Annotated in this window: 22 protein-coding genes; 13 read left to right on the forward strand and 9 right to left on the reverse strand. The window is 53.7% G+C overall.

Annotated features, from left to right (window positions below):
* Positions 1-716: MsnO8 family LLM class oxidoreductase (locus ACEW72_RS06670; protein WP_373475603.1), on the forward strand; the 716-nt coding region annotated here is incomplete at its 5' end.
* On the opposite strand, the gene ACEW72_RS06675 is transcribed toward ACEW72_RS06670, so the two are convergent.
* The 4 genes from ACEW72_RS06675 to sdhC are packed head-to-tail and all read right to left on the reverse strand — an operon-like array spanning position 713 to position 3,698.
* Positions 713-1,063 (reverse strand): DUF3703 domain-containing protein, encoded by a 351-nt coding sequence (locus ACEW72_RS06675; RefSeq protein ID WP_373475604.1) that lies wholly within the window; start codon positions 1,061-1,063, stop codon positions 713-715. The genes ACEW72_RS06670 and ACEW72_RS06675 overlap by 4 nt on opposite strands.
* Positions 1,063-2,865, reverse strand: a complete 1,803-nt coding sequence (gene sdhA / locus ACEW72_RS06680; protein ID WP_373475605.1) for a succinate dehydrogenase flavoprotein subunit — start codon at positions 2,863-2,865, stop codon at positions 1,063-1,065. Before sdhA ends, ACEW72_RS06675 begins: the two co-directional genes overlap by 1 nt.
* Entirely contained in the window at positions 2,865-3,254 is a 390-nt protein-coding gene (sdhD, locus tag ACEW72_RS06685) for a succinate dehydrogenase, hydrophobic membrane anchor protein (protein WP_373475606.1), read from the reverse strand. Before sdhD ends, sdhA begins: the two co-directional genes overlap by 1 nt.
* Positions 3,255-3,257: 3 nt before the next feature.
* On the reverse strand, positions 3,258-3,698 hold the full coding sequence (gene sdhC / locus ACEW72_RS06690) for a succinate dehydrogenase, cytochrome b556 subunit (protein WP_373475607.1): 441 nt from the start codon (positions 3,696-3,698) through the stop codon (positions 3,258-3,260).
* A gap of 449 nt (positions 3,699-4,147) precedes the next feature.
* Between sdhC and ACEW72_RS06695 the strand changes: the two genes are divergently transcribed.
* From ACEW72_RS06695 to ACEW72_RS06725, 7 genes are all read left to right on the forward strand, one after another.
* Positions 4,148-5,245: a methyl-accepting chemotaxis protein gene (locus ACEW72_RS06695; protein WP_373475608.1), complete on the forward strand. Its 1,098-nt coding sequence runs from the start codon at positions 4,148-4,150 to the stop codon at positions 5,243-5,245.
* Between the two features lie 67 nt (positions 5,246-5,312).
* Entirely contained in the window at positions 5,313-6,005 is a 693-nt protein-coding gene (locus tag ACEW72_RS06700; protein ID WP_373475609.1) for an SDR family NAD(P)-dependent oxidoreductase, read from the forward strand.
* Positions 5,995-6,897, forward strand: coding sequence for a subclass B3 metallo-beta-lactamase (bla, locus tag ACEW72_RS06705; RefSeq protein ID WP_373475610.1), 903 nt, complete (start codon positions 5,995-5,997; stop codon positions 6,895-6,897). Before ACEW72_RS06700 ends, bla begins: the two co-directional genes overlap by 11 nt.
* A complete protein-coding gene (locus ACEW72_RS06710; RefSeq protein ID WP_373475611.1) occupies positions 6,894-7,868 on the forward strand; it encodes a 50S ribosomal protein L11 methyltransferase in 975 nt (324 codons plus the stop codon). Before bla ends, ACEW72_RS06710 begins: the two co-directional genes overlap by 4 nt.
* Before the next feature lie 49 nt (positions 7,869-7,917).
* Positions 7,918-8,502 (forward strand): sigma-70 family RNA polymerase sigma factor, encoded by a 585-nt coding sequence (locus tag ACEW72_RS06715; protein WP_373475612.1) that lies wholly within the window; start codon positions 7,918-7,920, stop codon positions 8,500-8,502.
* Positions 8,499-9,185: an anti-sigma factor domain-containing protein gene (locus ACEW72_RS06720; RefSeq protein ID WP_373475613.1), complete on the forward strand. Its 687-nt coding sequence runs from the start codon at positions 8,499-8,501 to the stop codon at positions 9,183-9,185. The genes ACEW72_RS06715 and ACEW72_RS06720 overlap by 4 nt, the downstream gene beginning before the upstream one ends.
* Before the next feature lie 98 nt (positions 9,186-9,283).
* Positions 9,284-9,853, forward strand: a complete 570-nt coding sequence (locus ACEW72_RS06725) for a fasciclin domain-containing protein (protein WP_373475614.1) — start codon at positions 9,284-9,286, stop codon at positions 9,851-9,853.
* A gap of 43 nt (positions 9,854-9,896) precedes the next feature.
* On the opposite strand, the gene phhA is transcribed toward ACEW72_RS06725, so the two are convergent.
* The 3 genes from phhA to tpiA all read right to left on the reverse strand — a co-directional run bounded on the left by phhA (position 9,897) and on the right by tpiA (position 12,051).
* A complete protein-coding gene (gene phhA / locus ACEW72_RS06730; protein WP_373475615.1) occupies positions 9,897-10,766 on the reverse strand; it encodes a phenylalanine 4-monooxygenase in 870 nt (289 codons plus the stop codon).
* 67 nt (positions 10,767-10,833) lie between these two features.
* The gene (secG, locus tag ACEW72_RS06735; RefSeq protein WP_373475616.1) at positions 10,834-11,214 is read right to left on the reverse strand and encodes a preprotein translocase subunit SecG; all 381 of its coding nucleotides are present in this window, start codon (positions 11,212-11,214) and stop codon (positions 10,834-10,836) included.
* A gap of 102 nt (positions 11,215-11,316) precedes the next feature.
* Positions 11,317-12,051 carry a triose-phosphate isomerase gene (tpiA, locus tag ACEW72_RS06740; protein WP_373475617.1) on the reverse strand — a complete coding sequence of 245 codons (735 nt, stop codon included), beginning with the start codon at positions 12,049-12,051 and terminating at the stop codon, positions 11,317-11,319.
* Positions 12,052-12,196: 145 nt separating this feature from the next.
* Between tpiA and ACEW72_RS06745 the strand changes: the two genes are divergently transcribed.
* From ACEW72_RS06745 to trpC, 5 genes are read left to right on the forward strand one after another with little or no spacing between them, the layout of a single operon-like run.
* Positions 12,197-14,137, forward strand: coding sequence for a SurA N-terminal domain-containing protein (locus ACEW72_RS06745; protein ID WP_373475618.1), 1,941 nt, complete (start codon positions 12,197-12,199; stop codon positions 14,135-14,137).
* Entirely contained in the window at positions 14,124-15,599 is a 1,476-nt protein-coding gene (trpE, locus tag ACEW72_RS06750; RefSeq protein WP_373475619.1) for an anthranilate synthase component I, read from the forward strand. The genes ACEW72_RS06745 and trpE overlap by 14 nt, the downstream gene beginning before the upstream one ends.
* Positions 15,596-16,180, forward strand: a complete 585-nt coding sequence (locus ACEW72_RS06755) for an aminodeoxychorismate/anthranilate synthase component II (RefSeq protein WP_373475620.1) — start codon at positions 15,596-15,598, stop codon at positions 16,178-16,180. Before trpE ends, ACEW72_RS06755 begins: the two co-directional genes overlap by 4 nt.
* Positions 16,177-17,154, forward strand: coding sequence for an anthranilate phosphoribosyltransferase (gene trpD / locus ACEW72_RS06760; protein ID WP_373475621.1), 978 nt, complete (start codon positions 16,177-16,179; stop codon positions 17,152-17,154). Before ACEW72_RS06755 ends, trpD begins: the two co-directional genes overlap by 4 nt.
* Positions 17,154-17,939 carry an indole-3-glycerol phosphate synthase TrpC gene (gene trpC, locus ACEW72_RS06765; RefSeq protein ID WP_373475622.1) on the forward strand — a complete coding sequence of 262 codons (786 nt, stop codon included), beginning with the start codon at positions 17,154-17,156 and terminating at the stop codon, positions 17,937-17,939. The genes trpD and trpC overlap by 1 nt, the downstream gene beginning before the upstream one ends.
* A gap of 18 nt (positions 17,940-17,957) precedes the next feature.
* Here trpC and leuA read toward each other — a convergent pair whose 3' ends face one another.
* A complete protein-coding gene (gene leuA / locus ACEW72_RS06770) occupies positions 17,958-19,631 on the reverse strand; it encodes a 2-isopropylmalate synthase (RefSeq protein WP_373475623.1) in 1,674 nt (557 codons plus the stop codon).
* A 242-nt stretch (positions 19,632-19,873) separates the two neighbouring features.
* Positions 19,874-21,814, reverse strand: a complete 1,941-nt coding sequence (locus ACEW72_RS06775; RefSeq protein ID WP_373475624.1) for a potassium transporter Kup — start codon at positions 21,812-21,814, stop codon at positions 19,874-19,876.
* Positions 21,815-21,901 lie beyond the last annotated feature (87 nt).

Here is a 21,901-nt window from a genome sequence, read left to right on the forward strand (position 1 = left end):
CAGAACAATTTGGAACGCTAGATGCGCTCTACCCTGGCCGGATTGACTTGGGGCTAGGCCGCGCACCGGGCAGCGACCAGCGCGTCGCCGCGGCAATCCGCCGCACGCTCGACAGCGACCCCAACGCCTTCTCGCGCGATGTGATGGAGTTGCAAAGCTATTTTGCAGATGATGGCCAGACCGGCATCGTGGCTACACCCGGTGCGGGCGCAGCTGTCCAACTCTACATATTGGGTAGCAGTCTGTACGGCGCGCAAGTGGCCGGTGCTCTCGGTCTGCCCTTCGCCTTTGCTAGCCACTTCGCACCCGACATGCTCGACGAAGGGCTCCACATCTACCGAAGCCATTTCCGGCCTAGCGCGGCACTGGACGCGCCATACGCAATGACGGCATTCAACATCATCGCTGCCGAAACCGACGCGGAAGCAGAATATCTCGCCAGTTCAATGCAACAAAGCTTCGTCTCGCTCCGCACCGGCAACCCCCGCCAGATGCCGCCACCGGTGGAAGGTTACCGCGCGTCCTTGCCGCCATCGCACGCGGCGATGTTGGACAATGTGCTGTCCTGCAGCGCGATTGGCTCGGTTGATAAAGTTAAGGCGGGCGTTGCGGCGTTTATTGAACGGACGAACGCGGATGAGGTTATTGTGGCCTGCTCGGTATTCGACCATGAAAAGCGGAAGCGCAGTTTGGAAATTGCGGCAGCGGTCTTTTAGGATTGACGACCCGATTGTTCCATAATCGCTGCGAGATCCTCAGGTATCGGCATAGGTTTGAACGGGCTCACATTAGTTCCACCGCTATTTCCTCGCGGCACTAGTCCGATAAAAGTTTTCGTTGCTGCTCCAGCAATACGAAACAGCTGACCCAGAAATTCGTGACGATTGCGTTGTCGCCAAGCCCAGCCCAACATCCTCACATGTGATTGAACATGTAACCGCGTTGTATTCTGGCCAAGAATATGTGCACGCTCTAAATGATAAAAGGCCACATCAACTTCACCCATGGCCTCGGCTGATCTGGCGGCAATCAGTTCATGTTCGAAATGGTCAATTAGTGCCATCAATAAACACGCGCCTTTGGCTTGATATACTCAGCCTCATCGGTGAGCGTATAATCGTGGACGGCGCGGTAATCCAAGGACACCTTGCCGCCTGAACCACCCCATCCGTCGAACCACGACGCGGTGTGCTTCATCCAGTTCGCATCGTCACGATCGGGAAAATCCTCGTGCGCGTGGGCGCCGCGGCTTTCTTTGCGATTATTGGCGCTTTCCATCGTGCAAACGGCCTGCGCCATCAGATTGTCGAGCTCGAGCGTTTCGATTAGGTCGGTGTTCCAGATCAGGCTACGGTCGGTGACGGCGACGTCCTCCATCCGCTTGTTGACCTTTTGCATCAACTTGACACCATCCGCGAGCAGTTCGGTGTCGCGGAAAACGGCGGCGTGTTTTTGCATCGTCTGCTGCATTTCCAAACGGATTTTGGCGGTCGGCGAACCACCCTGGGCGTTGCGGAATTTTTCCACGCGCGCCAGCGGCAGGTCGGTTGCACTTTTGGTAAGAGGACGGTGTGAAGCGCCAGGTGTCAGATTGTCCTTCAAATGCAGGCCTGTTGCACGGCCAAAGACAACGAGGTCGATCAAGGAATTGGAACCCAAACGGTTCGCACCGTGCACGGAGACGCAAGCGGCCTCACCCACGGCATAAAGTCCGGGGACAACTGCATCATCATTGCCGTCCTTTTTGGTGACAACCTGACCATGATAATTGCACGGAATTCCGCCCATGTTATAATGAACCGTCGGGCACACCGGCAGAGGTTGCCGTGTCAAATCAACGCCGGCGAATATCTTTCCGCTTTCCGTAATACCGGGCAAACGTTCACCCAGCACCTTTGGATCGATATGGTCGAGATGGAGATAGATGTGATCCTTGCCCGGCCCGACACCGCGCCCTTCGCGCATTTCAAGCGCCATGGAACGGCTCACGACGTCACGTGAGGCGAGATCCTTGGCTGACGGCGCGTAACGCTCCATAAAGCGTTCGCCTTCGCTGTTGGTCAAATAACCACCTTCGCCGCGCGCGCCTTCGGTAATCAGCACGCCCGCCCCGTAAATGCCGGTCGGGTGGAACTGTACGAACTCCATATCCTGCAACGGTAACCCAGCGCGCAATACCATACCGCCGCCATCTCCGGTGCAAGTATGCGCCGAGGTAGCCGAGAAATAAGCACGACCATAACCGCCGGTCGCCAGCACAACAGCATGGCTTTTGAACCGGTGGATACTGCCATCTTCCATGCACAGCGCGATAACGCCGCGGCACTCGCCATCTTCCATGATCAGATCGAGTGCAAAATACTCAATAAAGAAATCTGCGTCATATTTCAGACTTTGCTGGTACAAGGCATGCAACATCGCATGACCCGTGCGGTCAGCGGCCGCGCAGGTGCGCTGGACAGGAGGTCCCTCGCCCATATTCTGCATATGTCCACCGAATGGACGCTGATAGATTGTCCCGTCCGTGTTCCGGGAGAACGGAACACCGGCATGCTCCAACTCATAAACAGCCGCAGGTGCCTCACGCACCATATACTCAATTGCGTCCTGATCGCCCAGCCAGTCCGATCCCTTGACGGTGTCGTACATGTGCCATGTCCAATGGTCGGGGCTGTTATTTCCAAGCGATGCGGCGATACCGCCTTGTGCCGCGACGGTATGGCTACGTGTTGGAAAAACCTTTGTAATACAGGCCGTTTTCAAACCTGCTTCCGCGCTTCCCATGGTCGCGCGCAGGCCAGAGCCGCCTGCACCGACAACGACGGTGTCATAGGTGTGGTCAATAATCTTGTAAGCGTCTGACATCAGGCGGGAGCTCCGGTGAATGCAAGTTTAGCGACGGTGAAGATGCCAAAGACAGCACCGCCAACCACATAGAAATTCAGCAAGGTCATCGCACCAAATTTTAGCGCGTCATCATGAACATAATCCTCGATCAATACTTGAAGGCCCAGCCGGGCGTGCCAGAAAATGCTGACCAGCATCAGGATCATCGGGACAGCAACTGTTGGCTTTGCGAGCCACAGCGCCAATGTCGCCGGATCAAAATTGGGCATCAGCAGCAAAGATGCCACCAGCCAAGTCGTCAGCAGTAAATTGCCAACCGCCGTCGTGCGCTGGTTAATCCAATGCGAACCGCCATGTTTTGCAGAACCTAGACCCCGCACTTTACCGATATTTGTTCCGCTACCCATTTTTTAGACTCCGATGACGCGTGATGCCACGACCAGTGCAACCAATGCAGTTGCAAAAATGGCTGCCGCAAATGCAGCCAACGCCCAAGTACGATTGGCCTTGAGCTCGTATCCCGCCCCCATATCGAGAACTAAATGGCGCAAACCGGAGAACAAATGCTGGAAAAAGCTGAACGTTACCGCAAGTGCGACCAACCGGAAAAACCAGTTGCTTGTTATCTGGAAAGTCGTCGGATTTTCACCGGCAGAGACAACATAACTCTTAAATACGGCATAGCTTTCTGCGCCGCCGCCAATGGCCGACAGCCACCAGAGCAAAGTCAGCATACCAGCGGTGGCAAGAACGAAGCCGGTTGCGCGATGGAAAATGGAAATCGCCATTTGTGGCGACCAGCGATAGATTTGCAAATGCGGCGACAATGGCCGTGTCGATTTCTGCCCCATGACTTGCGGTCCTTCAGATAACTAGGGTAGAACCCTTGTTCGCAATTATGTGTCGCTCTTTACTGCTTTAGTGGCAGCGCGCAAGGCCTCTGACGCGACTATTCTTCTTTGAGATAGAACGGAATACATAACCCGCCGTTAACCATTTTACATGTAATAGAATGTTCGCATCGTCGCGAATTGGCTTAATGTGGATATGGAGCGAGTAAATGGACCAGAATAATCCCGGGCATCGACTGGACATCGAAGCCATAATTGCTCCTTATGACTCCGATGGTAGTCTCTCTGAAAATTGCATAAAATTATCAGTTGTATTCGAAGGGCGCTATTTAGAGCTTAGCGATGACTATTGGGCATATTGGAAAAATTCCCCAGTCTTCGGACCCGGGCTGGTCGGTGAAACATACACCAGATCACGCGATTTAACGTCCGCATATATGGAAATGCGAATGACGCAATTTGCAGAACGCAAGTGGCTGAACATCAGCAAAGCGTTAATTGTAGACTCGTTTGAAAAAGGCATTCCACTCGACGCGGTTTTGGCAGCAACGGGAACGGCGAACGCTCGATCGATCGGAAAAATCTTAAGCCAAACCGAACTATCTATAGATGAAATAAGGGTTTTTGTCGATACCATTGCAAAGCTCAATTCAATCGAAATGACCACATTTTCGGTAATTTATCGTGAATATGAACAAAAGCGCTTTTTTGAAGCCAAGGCGGCCAGTTCGGCTAATTTCGAAACTGATATAGGCAACGCTACTTCGGCGATTTCCGAACAAACCAATATGCTGAAATATCAAGCTGCAAACAGTTCACAAATGGCGCACGGTATGCTGGCAAAAACCTCTGAAGTTGCGGCTGCATCCGAACAATCAGCAGTTGCTATGCGGGAAGCGGCCCAGACCGCAGCCGGCCTTATCCGCGCGATCGAAGATGCGCGTACCGAAGTGGAAACCGCATCCGATGTCGCCACACGCGCAGCAGCGCAGGCGTCACAAAGTGTCATTGCAACCGACACCTTGTCCGAACAATCGCAATCCATTGATTCCATTCTGGCATTGATCAGGGAAATTGCCGGACAGACCAACTTACTCGCACTTAACGCCACTATTGAAGCGGCGCGTGCTGGCGATGCAGGACGTGGATTTGCCGTGGTGGCGCAAGAAGTAAAAAGCCTCGCCAATCAGACAGCCCAGGCAACGGACGAAATCGCCCAGAAAATATCGGCCATTCAGAACGCAACGAAGGCATCCGTCGAATCCAACACTGCGATACGTTCGATTGTCAGCGAAGTGCAACATTCCGCCGAACGTATTAGGCACGCAATGGAAGATCAGGCGCAAACCGTAACAATGATTACAGCATCGGTTGACGAGACCGCGCTTGCCGCAGATCTAATGTCAAACACAATCTCTGCTATTCGTTCGGATACCGAAAATGTCGTTTCAGAAATTACAGCGTTGGAGCAGGGCTTTAACGAGGTGAATTCCAAATTGTCGTCGTTGCGACTTAACGCCAGCAAATTTGCAGGCAGCCTTGGATAATCCAAAGTCGCAGCGTTTTGCGATAAGGGACATTGAATTTACCGACCCGTTGTGAAAAGCAGCGGGAATGAAAACCAAAATATTAGTTACCGGTGCCTCGCGGGGAATTGGTGCCGCCATAGTGGACGCCTTTGATTCCGATGGATTCGACGTTGTTGGCCTTTCAACTCAAGATGGAGATCTGGCGGACCCCGATGTCCCACACCGCTTGTGGGACCATGCGTTGCAGCGGCTTGATGGCCATATTGATGTCCTGATCAACAATGCCGGCATTTTCGATGACAACCCGCTCGATTCTTCCGAGACGGATTGGCTTAAGAACTGGAACCGGACGATGCAGATTAACCTGACGGCGAGCGCTGCGCTCTGCCGTTTGGCGGTTCTCCATTTGAAAGAAACGCAGCGCCCCGGCCGCATTGTCAATATTGCGAGCCGTGCCGCCTATCGGGGTGATAGCCCTGCCCATTGGCATTATGCTGCGTCTAAGGCCGGCATGGTCGCGATAACCAAAACAATTGCGCGTGGCTATGCTTCTGAAGGAATTCTGGCCTTTGCGATATGTCCGGGGTTCACCCGGACCGGAATGGCGGAGGACTATCTGGCAAGTCGTGGCGGCGAAAAGCTCTTGGCCGATATTCCCCTTGGTAAAGTTGCAGACCCGGAAGAAGTTGCGGCCATTGCGAAATTCTGTGCAGTCGATGCCCCACCGTCAATGACCGGTGCCGTTCTTGACGTAAACGGAGCCAGCTATGTCCGGTAAGTTAATGACCCTTATCATGCTGCTATTGGCAGGATGCGTCCCCGGCCAGCGCCTGACGCAAGCAAAGGTTGATCAACAGTATAGTGGACAACATATTGCCCGGCAATGTGAAGGTAGGGATGGCTGGAGCGACAAGGCGCCGCCTGCTCCCGTCTTTGGTAATGTATATATGGTCGGAACATGCGGAATCACCGTTCTGCTTATCACTTCAGACAAGGGGCATATACTTATCGACGGTGCGACCGAAGAAGCTGCTGCGTCCATTGCAGCAAACATCCGTAAGCTGGGCTTCAAACCAGCCGATGTGAAATATCTTCTTAGCAGCCATGAACATATGGATCATGTCGGCGGTCTGGCCGAATTGAAACGCATCACCGGCGCGCAAATGTTCGCACGAGCCGAGGCTCAGGCCAGTCTTGATAGCGGACAATATCATCCCGATGATCCACAAAAGGGGATTATGCCTCCATTTCCCGCGATTAAAGTCGACTATGTTGTAAAAGACGGTGAAATAGTCGATCTAGGTCCCCTGCGCCTGACGGCCTTGGCGACGCCAGGCCATACCCCCGGCGGCACCAGTTGGACATGGCAATCGTGCGAAGCGGACAAGTGCTTGCAATTTGTGTATGCCGACAGTCTGGGCGCCATATCGGCGGACGATTACCGATTCACAGACCACCCCGAATATGTGTCCATGTTTCGCGCCACCATCGAAAAAGTGGCAGAACTTGCTCCATGCGACATACTCATCTCCCCTCACCCTTCGCAAAGTCAAATTTTTGAACGTCTGTCGGGTAAAGAAGCGTTGGTGAATAAAAATGGATGCAAAAACTACACAAACACCGCGCGCGAAAAACTGGCTATCCGCCTTGCCAAAGATAGATTGAAATGAATTGGAAGGTTACCCTGCCCTGCACGCGGCAAGAAGCAGAGGCATTGCATGACGAAGACGAATGGCTGGCTTCGCTGGACCCAGTACCAACAATTGTTGCGGATGAGGTTGAAGCATTTAACGACGCCAAATGGCGAATAGAAGCGTATTTCCCAGAAAAGCCGGATACGGATGCTATCGCCGCGATACAGGCCCGAATACCGAGCGCTGCTAATGCAATAGCGATTATATCAAAACTGCCTGATGAAGATTGGGTTGTGATGAGCCAGCAAAGCTTGCAGCCAGTGCAAGCAGGGCGTTTTTACGTTCATACAAGCACCAACAAAGATATCGTGCCTGCGGCCGCGCGGCCATTCCTTATCGAAGCCAGCCGCGCTTTCGGGACCGGGGGGCACCAAACCACAAGCGGCTGCCTTGTTATACTCGACAAGCTGAAGCGGCAGGGTAAATCTTTCCAGCTCATTGCCGATATCGGAACAGGCACCGGACTTCTTGCTTTTGCAGCCGGTCATCTTTGGCCCCGCGCCTATATAACGGCTTCAGACATCGATCCTGTTAGTGTGGAGGTAACCGCCGAAAATGCCCGTGTGAACGGCTTCGCGCTTGGTGCAAGGCAAGGCGAAATAGCGTTGTGCACTGCTTCTGGAACGGATCATCCCCTTATACAGCAACGCGCGCCATATGACCTTGTTATCGCCAATATATTGGCGGGTCCCCTTATCGAATTGGCCCCGGCATTCTACCGGATTTTATGCGAAGGTGGCACATTGGTGCTGGCCGGATTGCTGGATATTCAGGCCGGTGGAGTTATAAACGCGTACCGCAAACTCGGTTTTCGTTTGCAAAAGCGGCAAGACACAGGCGACTGGCCCTGCCTGATACTCGTCAAACGAAAGCGTTATGGCTGGAACAGACCCTTACGAGCTAATGGCCTTACTAGCCAGCCGCCCGGAGATTTCGGAACTTGGTAAAGCTTTGGCCGATTGCATCCTGCCCCGGCATCGGTCATATCGTCGAATAATGGCAACAGATTCTGTTTTGGTCGATTTTGATACAGCGCGTCGTGCTGCACTGACTGACGCACTTTTACGTACCGGTAAAGGCGACAGGTCAGCCTTTGAATCCGTTTATAAAGCTACATCCGCGAAACTATTTGGTGTGTGCCTGCGTATCTTCGATGATCGAAATGAAGCGGAAGAAGCATTGCAAGACGCCTTTATCACAATATGGAATAGAGCAGCTAGTTTCGAAGCCGGCCGCGCAAGTCCGATTAGCTGGCTAGTTACGGTCACCCGGAACCGCGCGATTGACCGGTTACGTGCCAAAGGCAAGGCCGGCTTGGCGTCCCTCGATGAAGCCGCGGAAATAGCCGATCCAGTTCCCCTAGCTGACGCGCAACTGCTGTCACAAGGCGAAGATGATTTGCTGCACGGTTGCATTGATGGTTTGGATCGCCGTGACGCACATTTTATACGAAGCGCTTTTATTGGCGGTGCAACTTATGCCGATCTTGCTGCGCGCGAGGGCGAACCTTTGGGCACCATCAAAAGCCGGATACGACGCGCGCTCTTAAAACTGCGCACCTGCATGGAGGGGGCGTCATGACTATGTTGGACGAAAATGATGTCGCTTTGGCTGCCGAATATGTGCTGGGCCTCCTCAATACTGCGTCATCTGCAACTGTTGAAGCGCGAATCGCGACCGACCCTTTATTTGCGGCAGAGGTTGAAGCCTGGCGATTGCGCTTCCAACCCATGCTGGGCGGCGACGTCTCGCCGCCTGCACATCTCTGGAAATCCATAGAGACCGCCCTGCCCCAAGCAACAGGTCAGGATGTAAGTGTGAGCAAATTGCTATTCTGGCGTTCATTGACAGGAATTTCTGTGAGTGCCGCCGCGATATTGGGCATTTTGTTTTTGCAAAAGCCGGATAATGTTCCGGTACCCGCGCCACAAGCGCCGTTGATTGCTGCGCTGGGTAGCGAAACTGGCGCGGCTTCTTTGACCGCCAGTTATGATGCGAATACAGGTCGTATGATAATCACACCCGTTTCGCTCGACACCGGAAATCTTTACCCTGAATTGTGGATTATCCCTGCCGACGGCACGGCGCGGTCGTTGGGAATTGTTGGCGGCAAATCTGCCACGGCGATAATTGTACCTGCCAATTTGCGGCAATATGTAAGTTCCGGAGGCACCTTGGCGGTTACGCCTGAGCCTGAGGGTGGAGCACCGGGCGGAAAAGCCACCGGACCTGTCATCGCGAGCGGAAAAATCGCTACCCTCTAAATTTATTTTAGGCGCTTTGCATCCGTCGCAATACCGCCTGCGTACCTGTACACAGCACGCCACCCCTGAGACGTGCGCTGAACAGGAAAGTTGAAACCATGAACAAGTCGAAACAATTTATCGTAGCACTCGCCCTCGCCTCGTCGGCATTTGCCGGAACTGCTGCATCTGCAGATCATCACAAGATGTCCAATCCAACCGTCGGCGGAGCGGCAATGTTCCCGGCAAAGACGATTGCAGAAAACGCATCCGCAGCCCCAAATCTCACTACTTTGGTCGCAGCGGTTAAGGCAGCTGGCCTGGTAGAAACACTCGCCAGCCCTGGTCCGTTCACTGTATTTGCACCTACAAATACCGCATTTGAAAAACTGCCCGCAGGCACAGTAGGCACATTGGTAAAGCCGGAAAACAAGGCAACCTTGACCAAGATTCTGACATATCATGTTGTATCGGGCAAGCTGACGGCGAGCGATATTGTTGCGGCGATCAAATCAGGCGGTGGCAGCGCTTCGTTGACGACAGTTGCCGGTGAGACACTAACCGCACGCCTGTCAGGCAACAGCGTTGTCATTACCGACGGCAAAGGTGGGCAGTCCGCCGTTACGACCGTTGATGTTATGCAATCCAACGGCGTGGTTCACGTTATAGATTCAGTTTTGCTGCCTTAAACGGCGGCAACTGCCGGGGGCCGGTTGCTTTTCCCCCTCCCTTTTAGTGACCGGCCCTTTTTACATAAGCCTGGGTTCCGTGCGTTAAAACGACGTCACTCTCCACAATATCCGCAATGGCAATATCGGGCATATGTTCGAGTTTTTCATATAGCGGTGCAAAATCTGTGCTAACCGTCACTTGCAAAAGGTGATCGAGGCCGGGAATTACAAAGTAATTCTGTTGAAAATCGCTTATCCGGTATTCGGTCCGCATGACCCGCATCAAGTCAAAATTGATGCGGTTAGGGCTAGGGTCATCGAGTGCAAAAACGCTTTCCGCATAGCTTGAAACAATACCCGCACCATAGATTCGCAATCCATCGGGCTGTTGAATCAGGCCAAACTCAACGGTGTACCAATAAAGCCGGGCCAAATGGTCAAGCGCACCAAAGCCTAAAGATCGCAAACCGCCTTGGCCATATGCCACCATATAATCCGCAAAAGCTGGATCTGTTAGCATCGGCACATGCCCGAAAACATCGTGAAATACGTCAGGTTCTTGCAAGTAATCGAGCTGTTCGAGAGTTCGAATGAAATTACCAGCTGGAAAACGGCGATTGGCAAGGTGTTCGAAAAACACATCATCGGGCACCAGCCCGGGAACAGCGACCACTTGCCACCCGGTCGCCGCCATCAGGTTTGCGTTGAGTTCGCGATAGTCGGGAATGCCTGGCTTAGATAATTTCAGAATATCAAGGCCACGCAAAAATGCATCGGCTGCGCGGGAGGACAACATATTGGATTGCCGCTGGAAGAGCCGGTCCCACATCGCGTGTTCGTCCGGACTGAATGCTCCCCAATTTTGGGGAATTGTCCAATCGGCATTTGCCCCATCGGGTGGCGAGTCATACACATTCTGGAAATCTATCATAGCAAAGTGGTTACACTTGAAACCGCTTCACTACAACACCGGCCGCCGGTAAACCTGTTCGCGTACCTTATTTGTCTAAAGGTACTTCTGTCGCAGGAGCAACTTGTGCCGGTACCGGTGCCGGTGCGGCATCTGGCGCTGGAGCAGTTTCCGGCGCAGTCGTTTGCGTTGCTGGCAATTCGGTACGCTCCAGGCTTGTGTCGATCTTGCTTGAACCACCTTCACGAGCCGCGACAAATGCTAATGAAATCGAGAGCAGGACAAAAATCGTTGCCAAAATTGTCGTTAGACGAGTCATAAAGTCGGCAGCACCGCGCGCAGACATCAGTCCCGAGGGGCTGCCGCCCATTCCCAGACCGCCACCTTCTGACCGTTGCATTAATATGACGCCGACCAAAGCAGCTGAGACAATGGCCTGTACAACGATAAGAAAATGAAAAAGACCCATGTAAAATTCCACAATTTAAGGGCGCTGATACGCCAGTTCAGCCGTCCACATAGCGATGCCACCCCCAATCTTCAATGCTATTCGCAGGATTAAAGCCCTGAACTAAGCTGCGGCTTTAATGATTGGCTCGAATTTGACGGCAGTAAGGCTTGCCCCGCCAATAAGGCCACCGTCAACATTTGGTATGGCCAGCAGCATTGATGCATTTTCGCCGTTCATTGAACCGCCATATAAAATGCGGATCATCTCACCGTTAGAACCAAAGCGCGAAATTAGCTGTTTGCGGATCGCAAAATGCATTTCGGCGACATCGGATTCATCAGGAATTCTGCCGGTACCAATGGCCCAGACAGGTTCATATGCAACACTGAGCCAGTCTGCCGTTGCATCGTCCGGCAAAGATCCTTCCAATTGACCGAGAACAATTTCAAGCGCCTGGCCAGCATCACGTTCCGCCAATGTTTCACCGACGCAAACAATGCTTTTTAAGCCAGCGGCGTGCGCCGCTGATGCTTTGGCACATATATTCGCGTTGGTCTCATATTGGTCGGACCGACGCTCGCTGTGCCCGATTATTGTCAAAGTAGCCCCGGCATCAACGAGCATTGGGGGGGAGACGCATCCGGTGTGTGCGCCACTAACTTCATGGTGGCAATCTTGACCACCGATCGCAAAATCGGGCATTGAAGCCGTTGCGCGTGCTATTAACGTGGCAGGCAGGCAAATGGCAATGTCGACCAAAGGATATTGCGTCGCCAAAGCGGCAATTGCAGAAATTTCTTGTAAATCGCTCGATGTCCCGTTCATCTTCCAATTACCGACAATATACTTCTGCATCTGTTAAGCCCCCAAAACGCCCTATTCCGAATCTCTGAAACGCTATGCCCGTCTTTCAGCCAAAGCTGCAAGTCTATCCCTTGATTGACGGTGCCTTGCCGCCTAAAGCGACACGCTAATATCCCTTATCGAGAAACGCTGGTTCATGATTAGTTTCATTCGTTCGCTTATCAATTCAAGAATCGGCGCAGTCGTCGCACTTCTGTTTATCGGCATGATCGCGGTTGCCTTTGCGCTTGGTGACGTCAGCGGCTCCGGTAATTTCGGAGGATTAAGCGGAGGCAACGTTGCCCGTGTCGGTGATCGCAATATTACGCTCGGCGAATTGAGTGACGCGCTAGAAAACCGGCTAAAGTCGGAACGGCAAAATAACCCGACTCTCGATATGGCTAGCTTTGTTGAAAGTGGTGGACTTGATTCTACCCTTGAACAGCTCGTCAACCGCTACGCACTCGCCGAATTTGGTGAAGAATATGGCATAGCTGTAAGCGAACGGCTGGTCGGTTCGGAAATTCGAAAAATTCCAGGTGCAATGGGACTAGATGGAAAGTTCAGTGCGGAAGCCTTTCGTGCATTTGCACAACAAATAGGCGTAAGCGAGCAAGCCATTCGTGACGATCTTGCGCAGAATCTTTTTGCCCAGCAATTGTTGCCCACCGCAGCGAGTGGCCCAATGGCGCCCGACGGCATGGTTTTGCCCTATTCGTCTTTGGTGTTGGAACAGCGCTCAGGTCAGGTTGCATCTTTACCGTCTTCTGCATTTTTCCCCGCGGCTCCCCCAAGCGAGCCCATTTTGGTTAAATATTATAGAGATAATGCTGCAAAATTCACGATTCCAGAAAAGCGCGCGGTCAGCTACGCCATTTTTGACAAAAATATCATTGCGGCACGCTCAAAACCGACATCTGCGGACATTACCACTTTTTATAAAGCCAACGCTGCAAGATTTGCCGCGTCGCAATCACGCAATATAAGCCAGGTCATCGTCCCCACGGAAGCTGCGGCAAAATCCGTCGTGGCACAAGCAAGCGGCGGAAAATCGCTGGCCGACGTTGCAAATGGTCTCGGCCTTTCGGTCACCAGCACGAACAACGTCACCAAATCGAACCTGGCTGGCAGCGCATCAACCGCCGTTGCCGATGCTGTATTTGCCGCACCTCAAGGCAGCATCGCCAAACCCGCCAGAGGAAAACTGGGTTGGGCGGTAGTTCGCGTTGATAAGATCAATCAGGTTGCGGCAAAATCTATTGAACAGGCCCGCACCGAAATTGAAACCGAGTTGACCAAGACGCGCAGCGAAGAAATGTTGACCGAGATGACGTCCGAAGTCGAAGATGCGTTTGCAGATGGCTCGACTATTGCCGATATGGCAAAGCAAAATGGATTGAAAATCGAAACGTCACCGAAATTACTGGCCAATGGCCGGGATATATCAAACCCTGCATATAAGCCAATTCCGGAAATGCAGGTTATTTTGCCAGCTGCGTTTCAGCTTGAAACCAACGGTGAGGCGCAGTTAATCGAAATTGTTCCCGGCGAACGCTTCGCAATGATTGCGATCGCCGATTTCGAAGAAGCCGCACCTCCGCCGCTTGCCTCTGTCCGTGCAATTGTTCAGCAGCAATGGGCGCTAGCTGAGGGCGCCAAGGGCGCGCGCGCCGCCGCAGAACGCATTCGTAAGGCAGTGGATAGCGGCATGGCGTTACCCGCCGCTCTAGCCGCAGCCAATGTAAACGGTGCCCAGATCGAGGCCATAAATGGAACACGCGCCGACTTGAGCCGCCAAGGTCAACCCATCCCGCCACCGCTGGCCATGATGTTTGCCATGAAAAAAGGCACTGCGAAAACATTACAAGGCGGTGCGGATCGTGGCTGGTATGTTGTATCTCTGACCGACATCAAAAAGGGTGATGCGAGCGGAAATGCAGAAATGTTGCGCTCAAGAAAGCTTGAACTTTCGGGCCTGATGCAAAACGAATATGGCGCACAATTGGTTGGTGCCGCCGCAATGGCCGTTGGTGTTGATAAAAATAGCGACGGGATTGCCGAATTGCGTGCGCGCCTGACCAATCGTGACGGCAACTAATCCGATACTGATTTGGCGCAAACGCATAGCGGATACCGAGACACCGGTTTCCGCCGCGCTTAAGCTGTTCGAACCTGAACGCGGTGATTTCATTCTGGAATCAGTCGAAGGGGGAGAGACGCGAGGGCGACACAGCTTGATTGGACTTGCCCCCGACCTTGTTTTTAGGGCGCAAGGTGATCGGGCGGAAATCAACCGGCAATGGGTACAAAATCGAGATGCGTTCGAGGCGGAGCCTTTGCCCGCATTAGACGCATTGCGTGCTTTGGCGACCCAGTGTCGCATGGACGTGCCGCCTGAATTACCTCCGGCTTTGGCATGTCTGGTGGGGTATTTTGGTTATGAAACCATTGGCCTGGTCGAAAAGCTTCCTCGGGCGCCGCAATCGGCGCTTGAATTGCCGGATATGCTGTTTGTCCGGCCAACAGTCATACTGGTTTTTGACCGGCTAAAAGATGAAATGTTCCTTGTTTCGCCGGTCTGGACAGGCCCGAACGACACACATGCTGTCACACTGGCCAATGAAAGGCTGGACGATGCGGAGCGGCGTCTGAACAACGATAGGCCGCAATTAAAATCCGATAGTCCGGATGTAAAAGAGGCGGCAATTCAACTCGCGCCGGTATTACCTCAAGGCCAATATGCCAAAATGGTCGCTCGGGCGAAGCAATATATCGACGCAGGTGACATTTTCCAGGTCGTTCTGGCCCAACGTTTTACCGCGCCTTTTGCGTTGCCGCCAATTGATCTCTACCGAGCGCTGCGCCGTATCAACCCGTCTCCTTTCCTCTATTTCCTCGACCTTCCCGGTTTCGCGTTGATCGGTTCGAGTCCCGAGATTCTCGTCCGCGCCCGCGGCGGGGAAGTTACGATACGTCCTATCGCAGGCACCCGCCCGCGTGGCAGGAATAGTATCGAAGATTCAGAAAATCGGACCGCGCTTTTGGCCGACCCAAAAGAACGCGCTGAACATTTAATGCTGCTCGATCTTGGGCGAAATGATGTCGGGCGCGTCACCAAGGGCGGCAGTGTTACCGTTACCGACAGTTATATGGTCGAATTCTATAGCCATGTTATGCACATCGTTTCGAACGTCGTTGGCGAGCTGGCCGACGACAAGGACGCCATCGACGCCCTGTTTGCGGGCTTCCCCGCTGGAACGGTCAGCGGCGCACCAAAAGTCCGGGCCTGCGAAATCATTGCTGAACTGGAACTTGAAACCCGCGGGGCTTATGCAGGAGGTGTCGGCTATTTTTCGCCAAATGGGGACATGGACAGTTGCATTGTCCTACGCACCGCCGTGGTCAAAGATGGTGTGATGCACGTTCAAGCAGGCGCTGGCATTGTTGCCGATAGCAACCCTGAATATGAACAACGCGAATGCGAAGCCAAGGCCGGCGCGTTGATCGCCGCTGCACGTGAAGCGCTCAGGGTCGCTGAAGAGGTCGGGTTTGGACAATGATATTAGTCATCGACAATTATGATAGCTTCACCTGGAACCTCGTCCATTATCTGCTGGAATTGGGCGCTGAAGTAGAAGTTGTCCGCAACGACGATATGTCGGCGGGACAAGCAATATCTTCAGGAGCAGAGGCTTTCCTTATTTCTCCGGGACCGAAAACCCCGAATGAAGCAGGTGTAAGTCTTGATCTGGTCGCGGCTTGTGCCGACGCTGGTAAACCGTTGCTTGGCGTATGCCTGGGGCATCAGACAATAGGGCAGCATTTCGGAGGTACAGTTATCCGTGGCGGGTTGATGCATGGGAAAACCTCTCCGGTTACCCATGATGGAACTGGCCTCTATGCGGGGCTACCATCACCTTTTACCGCAACAAGATACCATAGCCTGATCGTCGAAAATATTCCCGATAGCCTGATCGTCAACGCAACCAGTGATGACGGTCATGTAATGGGTTTCAGGCACCGGACACTCCCCATCCATGGCGTGCAATTTCACCCCGAAAGCATTGCCACTGAACATGGCCATGCAATGTTGGCGAATTTTATGAACATTGCCGGCATGACGGTAAAAGAACGGCGATGACCGCCCTTCCCGACGCATCCGTTCCGCTTACTGCAGACCTTGCTGCAGGGGCGTTCGCCAGCATCCTCGATGGCGATACCACCGCAGAGGACATCAAGCATTTTCTTACCGTCATGTCGCAACGTGACGAGACGAGCATCGAAATTGCCGCAGCCGTGCGCGAAATGCGAAAGCGGATGATAACGATCAATGCTCCTGCGGGCACGATCGATGTATGCGGCACCGGCGGCGATGGCAGCCACAGCCTGAACATTTCGACTGCCGTAGCCATTGTGGTCGCTGCCTGCGAAGTGCCGGTCGCCAAACACGGCAATCGCGCTGCATCATCCAAGGCAGGGGCAGCCGACACGCTGGAAGCACTGGGCCTCAACCTCGACCACGCCAGTGAAACCGCAGAAGCCACCCTCGCCGACCTTGGTATTTGCTTTCTATTCGCGCAGAAACATCATCCAGCGCTCGGTCCACTTGCGCCGATCCGCAAAGCCATTGGCAGGCGGACGATCTTCAATCTGACCGGCCCTGCGGCCAATCCAGCTAGTGTTAAGCGACAATTGATCGGCGTTGCGAACCCCGATTTCCTCCCCGTTTACGCTGACGCACTCGCGTTATTGGGATATGATGATGCGATGCTGGTCGCCGGCGACGAACCGTTGGATGAACTGTCGATTTCGGGGCCAAGCAGCGTGGTGCGGCTAGGCAAAACTCTGGAACGGATAACCCCGGATACGGCCGGCCTTCGCTATCACAATTTCGATGCGTTGAAAGGCGGCGACGCCATCTATAACGCCGCAGCCCTCACCCGCTTGCTCGACGGAGAGGCGGGTGCCTATCGCGACGCCGTTCTCCTGAACGCAGCCGCCGCTCTTATGGTTGCAGGTGCCGTGAACGACTGGCAAAGCGGCGTGGAAGAAGCGGGCGAAGCGATTGACAAGGGGTTGGCCAAGACGTTGCTGCGGTGTTGGGTGGAATATTGATGACGGACAAACTCGCGGAAATCTGCGCCACGAAACGCATCGAAGTTGCCTCGCGCAAAATGCAAGGTCTGTCCCATTGGCCGGAGCCTTCACCTGTGCGCGGGTTTGAAGCGGCTTTGCGTACCAAGGCAGAATCAGGCTTTGCTCTGATTGCCGAGATCAAGAAAGCGAGCCCGTCCAAGGGTCTGAACCGCGCCGATTTCGATCCGCAGGCCCATGCCCGTGCCTATCAGGCCGGCGGCGCGGCTTGTTTATCTATATTGACCGATGCGCCATATTTTCAGGGTCATGAAGATTATCTGGTCGTGGCCCGTGCTGCGTGTGAATTGCCCGTAATCCGGAAAGATTTCATGGTCGACCCGTGGCAATGTGCAGAGGCCCGCGCAATGGGGGCGGATGCGATTTTGATTATTGTTGCCGCTCTTGACGATATCGCCATGATCGAAATCGAAGATGCAGCATTGGCGCAAGGGCTGGATGTTCTGGTCGAAGTGCATGACGAGACGGAATTGGAACGCGCTTTACAGCATCTGAAATCGAAACTAATCGGCGTCAACAACCGCAATTTGAAAAGCTTTGATGTCGACTTGGCGACTACCGAACGGCTGGCCGTTATGGTGCCCAAAGACAGATTACTGGTTTGCGAAAGCGGGATTGCCTCACATGCCGATTGCTTGAGAATGGCTGAAAGCGGCGTGCACACATTTCTTGTCGGTGAAAGCCTGATGAGGCAGGATGATATCGAGAAAGCAACCCGCCTGCTTTTAACAGGGCACATCAGTTAAAATATCTGCGCTGTCAAACTAACCCAACCCATTTGCCGCGCTTAAGATTGCGCGGACACTGGCGGTTGCAACGTCTCGGCTGATACCGACGCCGAACAGAACCGGTCCGTCACCAACCCGGCATTCGACATAGGCCGCGGCGCGAGCGTCGGTGCCGTGACCGATGGCATGTTCGCTATAGTCGATGATATCAAGCGGCCCGCCCAATGCGCCTTCCAGCGCGTTGGCGAGACTGGAAATCAGGCCATTGCCCCTACCGCTGACACTTTGCTCCACACCATCGATGCGGATTTTGCCGGCGAAGATCCGCTCGTCCTGTTGCTTGGGGCTTTGGCTTTCCTGAAAATCTATGAGCCGGAACCGGCCCTCGCCCTTCAGATGGTACCGCGTCTCAAAGGCTTCCCAGATGTCGGTGCTGGTCAATTCGCGTCCCGTGCTGTCGGAAAGCTCCTGTACGGTCGAAGAGAAATTGGCCTGCATTCTCTTGGGCAGTTTTAGCCCTTGGTCCTGTTCCAGAACCCAGGCGACACCGCCCTTGCCGCTTTGCGAGTTGACCCGGATGACCGCTTCATAGCTTTGGCCAAGATCGGCGGGGTCGATGGGCAGATAGGGCACCTGCCAAAGCTCGTCATTCCGCTGCGCTTGCGCGGCGAAACCTTTTTTAATGGCGTCCTGATGCGAGCCCGAAAAGGCCGTAAACACCAGTTCGCCAGCATAAGGGTGGCGCGGATGGACGGGCAACTGGTTGCAATATTCGACGGTCTTGATGACTTCGTCGATATCCGAAAAATCGAGGCCGGGGCTCAGCCCTTGGGTATACATGTTCAGCGCGACGGTTACGAGGTCGACATTGCCCGTCCGCTCGCCATTGCCGAACAGACAGCCTTCGACCCGGTCGGCACCCGCCAGCAAGCCCAGCTCCGTCGCCGCAACACCTGTTCCGCGGTCATTATGCGTGTGCAGCGAGATAATGACGCAGTCGCGGTTCGGGATATTGCGGCCGAAATATTCGATCTGGTCGGCATAAATATTGGGCATTGCCGCTTCGACTGTCGCGGGCAGGTTGAAGATGATGGGATGGTCGGGCGTAGGTTGCAAAATGTCCATCACCGCGCTGCACACTTCCAAACTGAAATCCAGTTCGGCGGTGGAGAAGGTTTCGGGGCTAGATTCGAAATGCCAGTCGGTATCGGGCTGTGCCGCGGCATTATCACGCAGCAGCTTGGCGCCTTCGATCGCGATCTGTTTGATTTCGGGCATGGTCATGTTGAACACGATCTGACGCCACGCGGGCGATACCGCGTTATAGAGGTGGACAATCGCCGCCCGTGCACCGCGCAGGCTTTCAAAGCTGGTGTCGATCAGGTCCTTGCGCGACTGGGTCAGCACCTGCAATATGACGTCGTCAGGGACACGGCCCGACTGGACGAGGCCGGAAATGAAATCAAATTCAGTTGCGCCCGCGCTGGGGAAGCCGACTTCGATTTCTTTGACGCCGATTTTGACCAAAAGGTCAAAGAAACGCTGCTTCTTTTCTGCGCCCATAGGATCGATAAGCGCCTGATTACCGTCGCGCAGGTCGGTCGACAGCCAACGCGGCGCTTGCGTGATTGTCGCGCTGGGCCATTGCCGGTCGGGCAAGTCGACCTGCGGAAAGGGACGATATTTTCGGCTCGGGTCGGATAACATCATGATTTGCAACTTCGCTAAGACACGCAAGTCTGCGTGCTTTGGGGTTTCTTGGGCTGGCTGTAAACCCTTAGGCGGGTTGTTCCGGACAGGACCGGACTATCCACACGCCTAAGGGCGTGTAAGTCGTAGAAGAAGCAGGCAAGATGCGGTCTTTGACATTATGTTGCGTCGATAGCGGCAACACGCAACATTCGTCCAGCTTTAATTTCGCAATGTGCTTATTTCCCCGCTCGGGCCGGTCGCTAAATCTCGACCTGACTGCCGAGTTCAACTACGCGGTTGCTCGGCAGTTTGAAAAATTCCATCGCATTGGCCGCGTTGCGTAGCATCCAGGCAAAAACCTTTTCGCGCCATATCGCCATGCCCGGAATTTTCGACGCAATCAGTGTTTGGCGCGACAGGAAGAAGCTGGTGTGCATCATTTCAAATTTCGGACCACACAGATCGACTTTATCCAACGTCGCTGGCACATTTGTTTCTTCAAGGAACCCGAAGCGCAGCTTTACGCGAAAGAATCCCTCGCCAAGATCCTTACAGAAAACACGGTCCGCAGGGTCGACAAAGGGCATGTCTTCAATCTGAACCGTCAAAATCAAAACGCGTTCGTGCAGGATCTTGTTATGCTTGATATTGTGCAACAGCGCCGATGGAACGCCACTTGCCGATGATGCCATAAAGATTGCCGTGCCCGGTACGCGGGTTGCACTGGTGGCCGCCGACTTTATGAAAATTTCCATCGGCATTGTACTTTCTGCCATGCGTTCCCGCATCAAGGCACGGCCGCGCGACCAGGTTGTAAGCAGGGTGAATATGACAAGGCCAATTAACAGAGGCACCCAACCGCCCGAGGGAACCTTAAGCAAATTGGCTCCAAAATAGGCAAAATCCACGATAAAGAACAATGCGAGAATTGGGAGCGCTTTCCATTTCGGCCATTTCCATAAAGTGACCAGCACCACTGCGATCAAGCAGGTATCGATAAACATCGCACCAGTGACCGCAATTCCATAAGCAGCAGCAAGATTGGATGAAGACTGGAAGAACAGAACCAAAATAAGAACCATTACCGCCAAACCCCAATTGATCGCCGGAATGTAAATCTGCCCGGCGGCCTTTTCGCTTGTATGCAAGATGCTAAGCCGGGGCATAAAACCAAGCTGGATTGCCTGCTGTGTCAAAGAGAAAGCACCGGATATAACCGCCTGACTGGCGATGACGGCAGCAAGGATGGTGAGGATGATGACCGGCGTGCTGATCATGTCCGGCACCATAAGGAAGAACGGGTCGCGAATGGCCACCTGCGCTTCGGCAGGGGTCATGGACAGGATCATCGCGCCCTGACCCATATAGTTGAGCATCAGTGCAGGCAGCACGAAGAACAGCCAGCTGAACTTGATCGGCCGTCGCCCGAAATGCCCCATATCGGCGTAAAGTGCCTCGGCCCCTGTGACCGCCAGGACGACTGTGCCCATGGCGACAAAGGCGGTGAAGCCGTCGATATAAAAGAAATACAGGGCGTGCATCGGGTTGATTACGTCGAAAACGATCATCGGCATCTTTAGAAGATGCATAATGCCAAGGCCGGCGAGCGTTGCAAAATACAACAGCATGATTGGCCCAAACCATTGACCCACCTTTGCCGTTCCACGAGATTGGAACGCAAAAAGGCCTGCAATGATTGCCATCGAAATTGGGACAATCCAAGGATCGAAGCCGGTACTGACGTATTTCAGACCTTCGGCCGCCGACAGGATCGACATCGCCGGTGTAATCATGGAATCGCCATAAAATAGCGCTGTTGCAAAGACGCCGAGCATTACAATTGGCGCCGTCCATTTGGCACCCGCAGTTTGCCGGTTAATGAGGGCTAAAAGGGCGAGACTTCCCCCCTCGCCTTTATTATCCGCCTTCATGATCGTGAAAACATATTTGAATGTCACGACAATCATCATTGACCAGAATACGAGGCTCAATACGCCTTTAATATGCATCGGGTCAGGATCTATGGGATGGTGTCCGGCAAAGGTTTCACGAAAAGCGTAAATCGGGCTTGTCCCGATATCGCCAAAAACGACGCCAACGGTTCCAACACACAAGGCCAGCAGAGATCCTTGCGGAGCATGGCCGTGGTGCTGACTGTCCTCAGTATGACCAAAATCATCTGCTGCTTGCGTAGCGACCATTTATTACCTCTGAAACAAGGCCCATTGATTATGTGAATTCTATCTGGCGGGCGGGGGGCGATAGCACGGCCTTACCCCCTTAACAAC

This window comes from Sphingorhabdus sp. (assembly GCF_041737645.1).
In the GTDB taxonomy this organism is placed as follows: domain Bacteria; phylum Pseudomonadota; class Alphaproteobacteria; order Sphingomonadales; family Sphingomonadaceae; genus Sphingorhabdus_B.

Coding starts and splice junctions, on each gene's coding strand:
- trpD (WP_373475621.1), top strand. CDS start 16,177: ATGACCGCCCTTCCCGACGCATCCGTTCCGCTTACTGCAGACCTTGCT.
- ACEW72_RS06700 (WP_373475609.1), top strand. CDS start 5,313: ATGAAAACCAAAATATTAGTTACCGGTGCCTCGCGGGGAATTGGTGCC.
- leuA (WP_373475623.1), bottom strand. CDS start 19,631: ATGATGTTATCCGACCCGAGCCGAAAATATCGTCCCTTTCCGCAGGTC.
- trpC (WP_373475622.1), top strand. CDS start 17,154: ATGACGGACAAACTCGCGGAAATCTGCGCCACGAAACGCATCGAAGTT.
- ACEW72_RS06715 (WP_373475612.1), top strand. CDS start 7,918: ATGGCAACAGATTCTGTTTTGGTCGATTTTGATACAGCGCGTCGTGCT.
- tpiA (WP_373475617.1), bottom strand. CDS start 12,051: ATGCAGAAGTATATTGTCGGTAATTGGAAGATGAACGGGACATCGAGC.
- phhA (WP_373475615.1), bottom strand. CDS start 10,766: ATGATAGATTTCCAGAATGTGTATGACTCGCCACCCGATGGGGCAAAT.
- sdhA (WP_373475605.1), bottom strand. CDS start 2,865: ATGTCAGACGCTTACAAGATTATTGACCACACCTATGACACCGTCGTT.
- sdhC (WP_373475607.1), bottom strand. CDS start 3,698: ATGGGGCAGAAATCGACACGGCCATTGTCGCCGCATTTGCAAATCTAT.
- ACEW72_RS06695 (WP_373475608.1), top strand. CDS start 4,148: ATGACGCAATTTGCAGAACGCAAGTGGCTGAACATCAGCAAAGCGTTA.
- secG (WP_373475616.1), bottom strand. CDS start 11,214: ATGGGTCTTTTTCATTTTCTTATCGTTGTACAGGCCATTGTCTCAGCT.
- ACEW72_RS06725 (WP_373475614.1), top strand. CDS start 9,284: ATGAACAAGTCGAAACAATTTATCGTAGCACTCGCCCTCGCCTCGTCG.
- ACEW72_RS06720 (WP_373475613.1), top strand. CDS start 8,499: ATGACTATGTTGGACGAAAATGATGTCGCTTTGGCTGCCGAATATGTG.
- ACEW72_RS06755 (WP_373475620.1), top strand. CDS start 15,596: ATGATATTAGTCATCGACAATTATGATAGCTTCACCTGGAACCTCGTC.
- ACEW72_RS06745 (WP_373475618.1), top strand. CDS start 12,197: ATGATTAGTTTCATTCGTTCGCTTATCAATTCAAGAATCGGCGCAGTC.
- bla (WP_373475610.1), top strand. CDS start 5,995: ATGTCCGGTAAGTTAATGACCCTTATCATGCTGCTATTGGCAGGATGC.
- sdhD (WP_373475606.1), bottom strand. CDS start 3,254: ATGGGTAGCGGAACAAATATCGGTAAAGTGCGGGGTCTAGGTTCTGCA.
- ACEW72_RS06675 (WP_373475604.1), bottom strand. CDS start 1,063: ATGGCACTAATTGACCATTTCGAACATGAACTGATTGCCGCCAGATCA.
- ACEW72_RS06710 (WP_373475611.1), top strand. CDS start 6,894: ATGAATTGGAAGGTTACCCTGCCCTGCACGCGGCAAGAAGCAGAGGCA.
- ACEW72_RS06775 (WP_373475624.1), bottom strand. CDS start 21,814: ATGGTCGCTACGCAAGCAGCAGATGATTTTGGTCATACTGAGGACAGT.